General features: G+C 38.4%; 9 protein-coding genes and 2 pseudogenes. All 11 read left to right on the forward strand.

Going from position 1 to position 12,942, the window contains the following annotated elements; translation table 11 throughout:
• The first annotated feature begins 295 nt into the window (after positions 1-295).
• The 11 genes and pseudogenes from OCU30_RS04810 to dptF all read left to right on the forward strand — a co-directional run bounded on the left by OCU30_RS04810 (position 296) and on the right by dptF (position 12,942).
• A complete protein-coding gene (locus OCU30_RS04810; protein ID WP_077313508.1) occupies positions 296-1,792 on the forward strand; it encodes a PTS fructose transporter subunit IIC in 1,497 nt (498 codons plus the stop codon).
• Positions 1,785-2,279, forward strand: a complete 495-nt coding sequence (locus OCU30_RS04815) for a PTS sugar transporter subunit IIA (RefSeq protein ID WP_077313506.1) — start codon at positions 1,785-1,787, stop codon at positions 2,277-2,279. The genes OCU30_RS04810 and OCU30_RS04815 overlap by 8 nt, the downstream gene beginning before the upstream one ends.
• Positions 2,276-4,945, forward strand: coding sequence for a glycoside hydrolase family 38 N-terminal domain-containing protein (locus tag OCU30_RS04820; protein ID WP_077313504.1), 2,670 nt, complete (start codon positions 2,276-2,278; stop codon positions 4,943-4,945). Before OCU30_RS04815 ends, OCU30_RS04820 begins: the two co-directional genes overlap by 4 nt.
• An 86-nt stretch (positions 4,946-5,031) precedes the next feature.
• Positions 5,032-5,835, forward strand: coding sequence for a MurR/RpiR family transcriptional regulator (locus OCU30_RS04825; protein WP_077313502.1), 804 nt, complete (start codon positions 5,032-5,034; stop codon positions 5,833-5,835).
• Positions 5,836-5,847: 12 nt separating this feature from the next.
• A complete protein-coding gene (locus OCU30_RS04830) occupies positions 5,848-6,765 on the forward strand; it encodes an ROK family protein (protein WP_077313500.1) in 918 nt (305 codons plus the stop codon).
• A gap of 557 nt (positions 6,766-7,322) precedes the next feature.
• Entirely contained in the window at positions 7,323-8,519 is a 1,197-nt protein-coding gene (gene manA, locus OCU30_RS04835) for a mannose-6-phosphate isomerase, class I (RefSeq protein ID WP_077313498.1), read from the forward strand.
• A 161-nt stretch (positions 8,520-8,680) separates the two neighbouring features.
• A pseudogene (locus tag OCU30_RS04840) lies at positions 8,681-9,019 on the forward strand (transposase); the annotation flags it as partial.
• A pseudogene (locus OCU30_RS04845) lies at positions 8,994-9,476 on the forward strand (GntT/GntP/DsdX family permease); the annotation flags it as partial. The pseudogenes OCU30_RS04840 and OCU30_RS04845, both read left to right, overlap by 26 nt.
• Positions 9,477-9,696: 220 nt before the next feature.
• The gene (locus tag OCU30_RS04850; protein WP_077313496.1) at positions 9,697-10,410 is read left to right on the forward strand and encodes an AraC family transcriptional regulator; all 714 of its coding nucleotides are present in this window, start codon (positions 9,697-9,699) and stop codon (positions 10,408-10,410) included.
• 223 nt (positions 10,411-10,633) lie between these two features.
• Positions 10,634-10,972, forward strand: a complete 339-nt coding sequence (locus tag OCU30_RS04855) for a tRNA-binding protein (protein WP_077313494.1) — start codon at positions 10,634-10,636, stop codon at positions 10,970-10,972.
• 383 nt (positions 10,973-11,355) lie between these two features.
• On the forward strand, positions 11,356-12,942 hold the full coding sequence (dptF, locus tag OCU30_RS04860) for a DNA phosphorothioation-dependent restriction protein DptF (RefSeq protein ID WP_077313490.1): 1,587 nt from the start codon (positions 11,356-11,358) through the stop codon (positions 12,940-12,942).

Genomic DNA, 12,942 nt, shown 5'->3' on the forward strand with positions numbered 1-12,942 from the left:
CGCTGAACGAATATCCAACCTTCTTTACACATCAGTGAATTTGAAAAATCGATATTTAGTCGATTAATAGATAGACGCTCACTACATAAAGATATTTACTTATTTCTAGTGAAAATAAAACCAAACAATCCATCTTGTTTTGAAAAAAAACGTCAAAATACAGTTATTTTGTGAGCTAAACGTTACTTTTATTTGAATGTTTTTTGCACTGAGGATAATACTAGGTATTTTATAAAGTAATTACTGGAAAGAAAAACAATTACACATTACATCCCTACCAAGAACGGAAATAATTATGAAAATAGTTGCTGTTACTTCTTGTGCTGCTGGTATTTCTCATACCTTCATGGCTGAAGAAGCTTTAGTTGAGGCTGGTAAAGAACTTGATTACAACGTCAGAGTCGAAACTCAAGGTAATATTGGAACACAAACACCTTTAACCCAACAAGAGATAGAAGATGCTGATCTTGTCGTGATAGCAAGTGATGTCACTGTGTCGTTGGCTCGCTTTACCGGTAAAAGGGTTTACCAAGTATCAACAAATGATGCTATTGCCGATGCAAAGAAAGTGATTAGTGAGGCATCAGAAAAAGCCGAAATGACGATGGATTCAATCGAAGAGTCTAAAGGAAAAAATGTAGGTAGCGGAGTTACGATTGGTACTGCTAAACACAACGCTTTTTTTCGTCACACCATGAGTGGTGTTGGTTACATGATACCAATGGCGACTTGTGGTCTGCTTTTGGCTCTCGCCAATATTTTTGCTTTCAATAGTGATGCTCAGGGACACTTAGTCAATTGGGGATTCGATGAGTCTACTGCATTAGGCTACTTCATGTCGCATTTATTCATGGTAGGTAAAGTTGGTTTCACTTTAATGATCCCTTTATTTGCTGGTTTTGTTGCGAACTCTATTGCCGACCGCCCGGCGATCGCTCCAGCTATGATCGGTGCTTATATTGCCAATGATCCTACTTTCCTTGGAACCAAAACAGGGGGGAGCTTTCTAGCTGCGTTACTGATTGCCTTCATTGTTGGTTATATGGTTCTCTATCTAAAACGTATTCCCTGGCCGAAGATTCTTCGACCTGCTGTACCAATTATGATTATCCCTGTTATTTCCACATTTCTCATTTTCATATTTGTTCTTTATGGTATTGGTAAGCCAATTTCGTTAGCGATGGACACTATGTATCAGTGGTTAAATATCCTAGTTACTGAGCATCAAAGTTCATCATTCTTAATTGGTGCTGTAATTGGTGGAATGATTGGATTCGACTTCGGAGGGCCAATAAATAAAACGGCTTATGTTTTTAGTACTGCTGTATTTGTTGACACTTTAGGTCAATATGGCGTTGATGGGGCAAATTTACTTCCGTTTACTGCTGTACAAGCGTCGATTTCAATCGCTCCTCTTGGCATATTTGTCGCTTCACGTTTATTTAAAAAACGATTCTCCAGTGAGGAGAGAAATACTGCAAACGCTGCTTGTGCGATGGGAATTGTAGGAGTTTCAGAAGGTGCGATCCCTTTTGCGGCCGCGAATCCAATACAACTTATCGTTGCGAGCGTTTGTGGGTCTGCATTGGCTGGTGGATTAGTTGGCCTTTGGGGAATCCGTAATTTTGGTGGTTTAGGTTCACCGTTGGGTACTATTATCGGTTATATCGAACAACCTATCCCTATTGTTTCTTGGGTGCTTTGTACTGGTGCCGGAATTCTACTTACAGCTGTAATCATTGGTGTTTGGCGCACAAAATCAGAGAAAAATATGGAGAAGGCGTATGCTTAGCAAGCTGTTTAAAGGCTTAATAGGTGGGGAGTCACTACCTATATTTAACTCAACTCATGTACTTATGGATGATTCTTCGAAGACTCGTGATGAAGCTTTGCAATTTATTGCAAATGAACTTTTTAATCGTAATTATATTAGCAACCCAGATAAGTTTCTTGAAGACTTAATCGCACGAGAAAGCACAGATTCAACAGGTTTTAAAGATGGTATTGCGACTCCTCATGCGAAAAGTAAGCAAGTAAAAAATGCTAGTATTTGGGTTGTCCGCTTTTCAAATCCTATTCCGTGGGAAACTATGGATAATTCAGATGTTCAAACTGTTATTGCTCTTTCTATTCCGAATAAGGGAAGCGAAAATGTCATGAAATCTCTTATTGCTATTTCTCGAGCAAATATGAAAGCTGAATTTAGAGATATCTTAAAGAATGCAGAAAGCGATACTGTTGCGACTGAAATTGATAGAGTACTTGGAGGTGTTATATGAAGGCCAAGATTGTTCACCTTATCCCTCATACACATTGGGACTATGAATGGTATTTTACACATCCTGAATCTTCGGTTCAGCTTACCTATCATATGGATGATGTATTTCAGGCTCTCGATCAACAACAAATACAGCAGTATTTACTAGACGGGCAAACCAGCATTGTAGAAGACTACCTTCAACTTGCTCCTGAAAATGAAAATAGACTGAGAAAGCTTGTGACTAATGGCCAAATTAAGATTGGTCCCTGGTACACGCAAACAGACCAGCTCATTATCAGCGGTGAATCTATCGTCAGAAATTTGCTTATTGGTTCTAACATTGCCGATTCATTAGGCGCTAGTTGGGATATAGGTTATGTCCCGGATGCTTTCGGTCAAAGTATAGATATGCCCAAAATATATAACGGATTTGGAATCAATCACTCCGTGTTTTGGCGAGGTTTATCTAGTGATACTTGTGAATCGCGAGAGTTTGTCTGGACGAGTGAGGATGGAAGTAAAGTAAATTGTTACCAAATTCGGAATGGATATTATCTAGCAGAACCTCAAATTTCTGGAATGGATCCAGATGAACTCGTAGCTCAGATATCAGAAGGTACAACAGCCGATGTGATTCCATTTCCGTACGGAGCGGATCAAATTAAAGTCGACTTTGATGTAAAAAGTAAAATCGAAAGCTATAACTCAACCACTGTTGTGGGTCATGAATTTATTGAAAGTAACTACAATTCATTATTTGAAAGCTTAGATAATACGTTTGAAAATGCCTTCGTTTATCAAGGCGAAATGATAGATGCACAGTATTCAAAAATCCATCGCTCGATATATTCAACCCGTTATGATCATAAACAGCTTAATGATCGTGTGGAAACTCGTTTAAGTTATGTTCTCGAGCCCATTATGGCTATAGCTGACTATCAAAATATTCCTTATAAAAGAGATCTTTTGAGTCATATATGGAAGACGTTACTGCGTTGCCATGCGCATGATAGCGCTGGTGGTTGTAATAGTGATCGAACCAATCGCCATATCAAGCAGCGCTTGATTACTGTGGATGAAATGTCAGCAGCTAACAGCGATTATTTGGTTCGTAAACTTTCTGAGTCAGTGTTGACATATAACGAAAGAAATTTATTACTTATTAACACACTGCCGTATGTTAGAAGTGAGCGTGTTGTTCTTGAGTTAGATACTTTAACTTCAGAATTTTCGATTTTTGATGACGCTGGTGTACCTTTATCCTTTAATGTGCTCAATTCAGAAAAAATTTATCATGGCTCAATTAGGCGAACGGTAGAAGAACAACTTGAGGAATTATATCACTATCACCATAAGATTGAATTAGAGGCATCGCTACCTTCGTTGGGATATCGTAGCTTTGATATTCAAGAGCATAGTACGTCAACTGGTAGAGCAAGTACAAACTTTAAGTCTGAAGATAGATTCATTAATAATGAACGCTATTTATTGCTGATAGATAATGGTGAGTTGGTGCTTAAAGACACTACTAGTAAAAAACAAGCCAAACAATTCATATATATACGTGATGTCGGTGATGATGGTGATAATTATGATTACTCACCGCCGATACATGATTGGGAGTTGCATTTCAATTTCCTAAACAGTGTTATTAATACGACGAAAACGTCATTAAGTCAGTCCATGCTTATTCAGGGATCATGGTTACTACCTAAAGATCTTGAAGAACGGGAAAAGCATACCACTTCAGCTCAGGTAGACTTTACTCTTGAGCTCACTCTTTCTAACGGTTCTAGTCCACTCGAGATAAAGTTATCGGTCAATAATACTGCGAAAGATCATCGAATGCAGATTGTTGTTGATAGTGATATTGAGTCTACAGAGTCGATTGCAGATACACCATTTGGCGTTGTTCATAGGCCAAATCGTCACCCTAAATGGCAGACATGGCGAGCCGAAAAATGGAAGGAAGAACCGACAAGTATTTATCCGATGATACACTATGCTTCAATCTATGATGACTATCATTGTCTAACTTTGTTTAGTAATGGTATCAAAGAATATGAAGTGATTAATGAAAGCAACTGCGCTACGACAAGTAAAATTGCATTGACGTTATTCCGCTCTGTGGGATGGTTAGGTAAGCCTGATTTAGCAAGACGTCCGGGGATCGCTTCCGGCCAGCAATTTAAATATATTCCAACGCCAGATAGCCAGCTTCTCGAACCGCTGACCTTTGATATTGCGATATCACTTGATGAGCAGTATTCCGCTGCCCAAAACATGAGACTATGGAAGCAGTTTGCGGTTCCGGTGCAAAGTTATCAACAGCAAGAGATTAATCGATTTACGAATACTATGAAGTATTTTGGTATTAACCCTGTCACTTGCGATAGCAATCCTACGATAAGCTTACTGACAATTGATGCACCTCGCCTGGTTTATAGCGCGTTAAAACACGCCCAACAAAGCGAAGATTTGATTGTCAGAATCTTCAACCCTTCATCAGAAACGGTCGAAACTGCTGGTCATATCGATTTTTCGATACCTGTAGAGCAAATATATTTGGTTGGTCTCTCAGAAAAAATTAGTGAAGAAATAACAATAGATAATGGAAGGTTAGAATTAGGTGATTTCAAACCTAAGCAAATAAAAACTTTCTTGGTACAAAGGCGTGAACTATAGCGCCAAAACGACCAGCTAGCTTCAGCTTAGCTAGCGTCTTTAGGGGACTAGTTAAGCTGACGCGATGATTAAGGCGAGCGACTGTTATGAATAACGATCTGGATATGGTGATTGCTTATTCTCGAGTAAAGTTTACCCGAAAAGAGAATCAAATTGCAGACTATTTATTGGCAAACCCAGTACCTGATAAGATTGAAATTCTTGCAAAAGCGATTGATGTATCAGCTTCATCTTTGACTCGTTTTACAAAAAAACTTGGATGCCAATCGTTTAAAGAATTTTATTATCGTTATCAACGACGTTTGGAGGAAACGGCACCGGATATTGAGGAGGATCAGCAAGGTGCTCTGCATCATGAGTATGTAAATCTGTTACAGAACAGATATGACATCTTTGATGATAAAGTCACTCAGACTATTGCTGAAGAGATTCACCGTCGTCCAGGTATTCATGTTTATGGTGAGGGCTTTAGCACACTTGTTGCACAAGATTTAAAGTTAAGATTTAGAAGGCTGGGTAAGTTCGTTGACATTATTCATGATACGGATTCAATGGATATGTATGGCCCACCGATGAATGCAAACGATTTACTTCTTATTATTTCGCTAAATGGGCGTAATGAACGTTTAATAAAATATTTAAGTCATTTAAAAGAACGGGGCGTAACTATTGCATGTATGACATCCAACAAAAAATCCAAAATGGTCAGTCTTTCTCAATATGTATTATTTACTCCATCTTTGAATGGAGAGGAATTGACGGGATTAATATCTCCTCAGTTTCCGTTATTAATGGCTGTAGACTCTTTATATGGTCATTACGTAAATACATATAGGTCCTCAATAGACACTTGGATGGCAACTGAAAGACATTATCTATTATCCAAATAACGGAAGGTTAAGATGCTAATTGGTTTTGATATTGGTGGAACAAAAATTGAAGTTTGTGTACTTGATGAAAATGGTGCCAGTTACTTCAAAAAAAGAGCGGCTACCCCTGATAGCTATTCTCTATTTTTAGACACGATAAGTGAGTTGGTGATAGATGCAGAGACTATGGTTAATTATAGCTTTGCTCATGTGGGATTAGGGTTGCCGGGAACTATTAGTCCAGCAACAGGGTTAATGAAAAATGCTAACTGTACGTTCATTAATGGGCATGACTTATTGTCTGATCTTTCAGCTAAACTTAATAAACAAGTTTATATAGCCAATGATGCCAACTGTTTTGCTTTATCAGAAGCTATTGACGGCGCAGGACAGAAAGGGAGATTAGTCTTTGGTGCAATACTCGGTACAGGTTGTGGGGGCGGAATTGTTTTTAATAAAACGTTATGGGAAGGACCCAATGCGCTTGGCGGCGAATGGGGGCATAATCCTCTTCCTAATTTTTCTCCAGTGAAAGATGGTGAAGCTCGTTCCTGTTACTGTGGGAAATATAACTGTATCGAGCAATTTATATCTGGCACTGGTCTAGAAAAAACCTACAGCGCTTATACTCAGGCTTCATTATCAGCACCAGATATTATAGAAGCGATGCGTAGCAACGATACAACAGCATTAGCTGTTTATAAGACGCTTATTGATCAAATGGCGAGAAGCTTCGCGGCTGTTATTAATATGATGGATCCAGATGTGATCGTTATTGGTGGTGGTCTGTCTAATGTCGAAGAAATTTGTACCGATTTGCCAAACCAGATAGAGCAATACATCTTTGGTAACGAGTTGAAAACGAATATTAAAATAGCTGAATATGGAGATAGCAGTGGTATCCGAGGCGCAGCTCAATTAGCTAAGAGCTTTATACAAGTAAACATCTAGAATATGTCTTCTGAACTGATAAAAAGTATTGTTAATTAAACGACCTCATTTTAGCTAAATCGTAATTATCATTGTAGATATTTTATAATATGTGCTAATTACACCAAGTGATTACTTATTATTTTAAGCTTAGATAGTTGGCTTTTTCTAAGCGGGCGTCCACGGGAGCATCAGGATTGTTCGCATAATTCAGGAAATAATATTAAAAATCAACCAAGCTCACTTATTCCTGAAATAGGAGCCAACGGATAGTCGAGTATATATTCACGATAGTGGTTGCATGAGATAAACGAAGAGATATTGCTGAGTGGCGAGTTTTATTTAGCTGTAAAAAATCGAGAATTTTGCGGTGACTTTCTCAAGATTAGATTCGGAAAAGGGTGTTTGAGAGACTCGTGCACTTACTGATATTACTGAAATCTTTAATGATTCATGAGGTGTACTAATTCATATCTGAGATGATAGGTCTTTATTTATAGTTGTAATATTCCAAGATTATTTTGGAATTAACTACAATTTTATAATTTTTTAACGGAATGTAAAAGAGTGATTTTATTATGTTATTAAATAAAAAAACAGCATTTTTTCGGATGCAAAATGTAATTAAAAATTATAGCTGGGGCAGTAAAACATCCATTTATGAATTATTTGGCATTCCTAATTCTGAAAATAAACCTCAAGCTGAAATTTGGATGGGAACTCATCCTAATGGTTGCTCCACAGTCGAATGTCAAGCAACCAAACTAAAACTAAGTGATTTAATCGCAAAAGATAAAACCTCATTTCTCTCTGCAAAAACAGTTGAGGAGTTCGGCGAACTTCCTTATCTTTTCAAAGTGCTAGCAGCCAACCAAGCACTATCTGTACAAGTACATCCAAGTAAGCAAGAGGCAGAAGTAGGCTACGAAAAAGAGAATAATGCTGGTATTCCTATAAATTCACCAGTGAGAAACTACAAAGATTCCAATCATAAACCCGAATTAGTATATGCTTTAACAAGATATCAAGCCATGAATGGGTTTCGAAATTTCACGGAGATATTAAATTTATTTAAATCCATTAAATCTGAGACTTTATTGCCCTTAATTCAAAGGTTCTCGATTGATCAAACTGCATCAGGCCTAGAAAAATTCTTCGTAACATTACTCTCTCTTAGTGGACAACAAAAAAAGTTAGCACTTAATGATCTACTTAGTTTTGCACAGCGAAAGACGACTGACATCAGCGAATTGATCCTAGAGCTTTCCCAAACTTATCCGGGAGATATCGGCCTATTCACTCCGCTATTGCTTAATATCATCACCTTAAATCCTGGTGAAGCCATGTATTTGGAGGCACGTACCCCTCACGCTTATATAAAAGGAACCGGCTTAGAAGTCATGGCCAACTCCGATAATGTGCTTCGTGCTGGTCTAACAACAAAGCATATTGATGTTATCGAACTGGCGAGCTGCACGGACTTTAAGGAAAAAACTTTTGAGACATTAAAACTTGAGCCCACTGTTCATGAGTTTGGTGAACAAAAGTACGCTCCACCAATCAGTGATTTCAAATTTTCGTTATACCCGTCGCCTAGTCAAGCTGTGGTTAAACCTCAAAGTGCAGAAATCATTATGGCAATAGACACAGACGTTACTCTTACTCATCGGAATGAAAATTTTGTTTTAAGTAAAGGTCAATCTGTTTTTATTCCTGCATATGTCGATGAATATTCAATTCAGTCTCAAGCTCGTATCGCAAGAGTTTACAATTAATTACCAAATGGTATGAGGCTATTTTTGTGAAAATTAAATGTGTGAATCGCCACTGATTTCCTAGGCGCCTTTTAGTTAGATAAACTAGCTAAAAAAGAGGTGCCCATGAGCCTAAACGTTATCCCGAACAATTCAAAATCGAAGCAGTGAAATAAGTCACTGTGGCCGGCCATTCTGTTGCTGCCGTTGCTCAGCGTTTAGGTACTACCACACACAGTCTTTACGCGTGGATTAAGCGCTATTGGTCCTTACTCTAAGGAACAACTTCAGCAGTCTGCTGAGTCCGCAGGAATTCGACGATTACAAAAAGATCTTAAGCGTGTTACTGAAGAACGTGACTTGTTAAATAAAGCCGCGGCGTACTTCGCAAGCCACCCCGAGTAAGATACGCCTTTATCCAAGAGCATCATCACAGCCAATCTGTGCCACAGCTATGTCGGCTGTTTGATGTTCATCCGAGCGGGTATTATGCGTGGAGGAGCAGGTCCACAAGTAGCAGAAGCGATTGCGAGCAGTGGTATCCCTCCATTACTTGTGCCATTGGCAATAGCGTCCATGCTTCGACTGATTCAAGGCTCTGCGACGGCATCTATGATGGTTGCTGCTACGATGACCTTACCTTTAGTCAAAACACTAGGTCTGGATCCAGTCTTTGTCGCGCTCGCATGTGCGGTTGGCCCTGTTGGTTTTTCACATCTTAATGACTCTTATTTCCATATTATCAACCGAACTTTAGGTATTACAGAATTAGTTGACCAGTTGAAAATTTGGACCGTATCATCGACATTTGCATGGGCCATCGGTGCATCCATTATTATGGCGTTGAACCTAGTATTTGGTAAAGGTGGTACGATCATTGATCCGTTGATACCAGTCTTAGTTCTTGCCGTCGTGCTCATTTGGGTAAAATTGAAAGAGCGGCCAGCAAAATTAAATGCTGTAGCGTATCCGGAATAATGAATTCACAAGTGACATAGTGTCTGTATCTACTTTGTGCCCATCTATCTATGATGGGCTCATTTTTATCTGGTATACCATAAAGTGAGGGAGTGACTAGAAATCTTATTGCTATTATCGAGTAAGATTTTATTTTTCCTTAATGACTGTTTTGATCACTCAGCCTACTTTTATCGGGTAATATAGCTATTGATTCTCTTTTTACCGCGTTATTGAAACTATGACAGCCAACTTAAGTATCCGTACATATACTAAACGTATGAGTCGTCATGCTCATACTGACTTTCATCAACTCGTGTTACCTATCCAAGGTAATATTCATATCAATATGGATAATTTTAACGGTAAAGTATCCGTTGGCGACTGCATGGTTATTCGTAAAGGGCTGTCCCATGGGTTTACTGCTGAAGAAGCGTCTCGTTTTATCGTAGTGGATATTAAAGAGCTGCCGTATTCGTTGCTTGGCGACGCTATCGTGGTTTTCACCGTGACCTCGCCGTTACTAAGTTTTATTCAATTTGCAGAAAAGCAGCTCGAATATCAGGTCAATAGTCAGTTAGAAAAGGCGATCTTAGATACCTTTTTCTTGCTGATGGAACAGCAGGAGCTGTCGCGAACGATTGATCATAGGATTCGAGCGGTACAATCATTGATTACCGAACAACTTGAGCTGTCACTGACTATCCCTGTTTTGGCGAAAGCTGCTTACTTGAGTCCGACACAGTTTAAGAAACTCTTTAAAGACAATTTAGGCATGAGTGTTCATCAATACATTACCTTGCAGCGAATGGAGAAGGCCAAAGCATTATTGACCCATTCAGATCTTCCTGTTCAACTGATTGCCGAACGGGTGGGGTATACTGACCTTTCAGCTTTTAGCCGACGGTTTTCAAAACACTTCGGTATCTCCCCAAGAGAATGCGCGCGAACGTGATTTAAATCGTCTCATTAAGCAACTATTACGTCTCTTTAGCAAAAAACTTTGCGTTGTTTTCTTTTATGCTTTCAAACCATGAAACGCTTTAATTCGGTTGATCATACGATGTCGCAACATCACTTAGCTAGGTACCTGTAGTGGTAAAGTTAACCTGCTGAGGCCTCGTGAGTCAGTCACTGTATTTAGCGTTTGAGGTATTGGACGTAAAGAGAGTAAGAAAATGGAATGCATAGAATGGAGTGACTTCCAAAAAGTCGATATTAGGGTAGGAACCATTGTTGATGTTGCCGATTTTCCAGAAGCGCGTCGGCCAGCTTACAAATTACACATCGACTTAGGGCCGGATTTAGGCATCAAAAAATCCAGCGCTCAGATTACCGAGCTTTATAACAAAGAAGCATTGTTGGGTAAGCAGGTGTTAGCGGTGGTTAATTTTCCGCCCAAACAGGTGGGGCCAATCATGTCTGAGTGCCTTGTCACGGGTCTACATCGGCCAGATGGGTCGGTCGTTCTATCAACGGTTGATCTGGCTTTACCAAACGGCTCAAAATTAGCCTAATACACAACGTAATGCACAAGGCGTTGGGACCCAAAACGCTTATGATTGCCAACCCACACGCCCAAACGCCGAAGTATAGGTATGACGCAGGTTTTGGGCTTTTTGTTAAGTACTCACATCTTAGTATAACAATGACTTACTCGATGTTTCCTCATTTCTCCACTCTTATCATGGCAAATGATACACCAGATAGCTTTATGAAAAGATTATCGAGAAGTGGCAAAAGTCAATATCTTACCCTCAAAAATAACGAGGACAATGTTCCAAATTTTTGACTAAGTCAATAAAATATCAAATTAATGTCAGATATCACCAAATTTTATATGACTTTAGACGCATGAATATCTTATTATGGTAAAAAATTTGTATCTTAGGTCGTAACAGTGGATTTATTAAGTGCACTCAGCATCCTATCAAAGTCTTCTCCTTATGCAGTCAGTACTGAAAGGCAAGATTCGAGTTTGCTTGCTGATTATAAAAAATACATATATATAGAAACAGAGATTGAAGAAGACTTTCGTAATGCATTACTGAGATCACAGTCTAACGAAATCATTTTTCTTTGTGGTAGTAGTGGTGATGGTAAGTCAGAAATTCTTACTCGCTACAGCCAAAAGTTTTGTGCTACAAAAGATTTTCATTTAGATGCTACGCACTCGTTTGCCCCATCTCAGACGGCTATACAAGCTTTAGATGATAAATTTTCTCAATTTAAGTCCGGCACTAAACCTCTTGTAATTGGCATTAACACGGGAATGTTAGGTAACTATGCAGAAGAAGGTGCTGAAGAGCATCAAGATATAAAAGACTCTATCAAAGCGTTTTTGTCTAATAAAGAAACACCAATTCATCATACCTATTTAGATTTTGAGCGTTATCCTAAATTTACTTTTGTTGATTCTGAGGGAAAATCTGAGTTTACACAGACATTCTTAAAAAGATTAACTAACCCTACATTAGACAACCCTTTTTATGCTCTCTATTCCTCTGAATTGGCGAAGAACGGCACTTCGACATTATTGGTTAATTTTACGTTATTGAGCAATGCTTCAGTACAACAAACCATTGTTGAACTATTGGTTAAAGCTAGGTTAATTAAAGATCAGTTTCTAACAGCTAGAGCGTTGTTAGATTTTGTTTTTCAGGTTTTGGCGATGGATGGTTATCTGTTTGATAACTTGTTTACGGCAACAAATAACGAAATTCTAGAGCAGATTCGAAGTTTTGACCCAAGTGCTAATCATACGAAAAATATCGATGAGTTCATTCTTGAATTTAGCTTGGGAATGGGAAGTTCGAGTTATTCTGAATTAGAAGAAACACTGAATAAATTTGGTAATTTTGAGATATCAGAACCTAAATCGATGTTGAGAGCGCTTTATGTGCTAAAATTTGATAGCCAATTTATTAATGAGTTTTCATCAAAATTCATTAACGATTTTAATAACGACTTAGTAAGCCGTTACGCACATGTTTGGTTATTGCACGATGAGTTCAACACTAATCAAGAATATCAACGTGAATTGAGTAATTTTTACCGTTATGTTTTGGTTCCAGCAATTCATCGTTACTGCAACCGTAATGCGCCAAATCTGGACGAGAATGTTTATTTTGTAAATGAATTCAATCAATTCAAAGTAGCGGTAGAGCTTATTGTAAAAGCTGATTTTTCTCAGTTGAAACTACAGCCTAAAGCAAAAATTGGTGTTTTTAATGCATGTATTAAAATTAATGGTCAATTAATTAAACCGATAGCAATCAATATAAACCTCTTTGAATTACTGGAAAAAATTAACCAAGGATATCGTCCTAACAAGCATGATAAAAATGCTGTATTGCAATTAGAAGATGTGATTGAGCGAATTGTTACGGCTTCAACCGGAGAAGATACATTACATATTTTTAGTGCAGAAAATAAATATAAAATCACCAATGATGAAGGTGATTTTTTTGACGTGAGTGGTCTCTAA

The sequence above is a fragment of the Vibrio palustris genome, from assembly GCF_024346995.1.
Classification (GTDB): domain Bacteria; phylum Pseudomonadota; class Gammaproteobacteria; order Enterobacterales; family Vibrionaceae; genus Vibrio; species Vibrio palustris.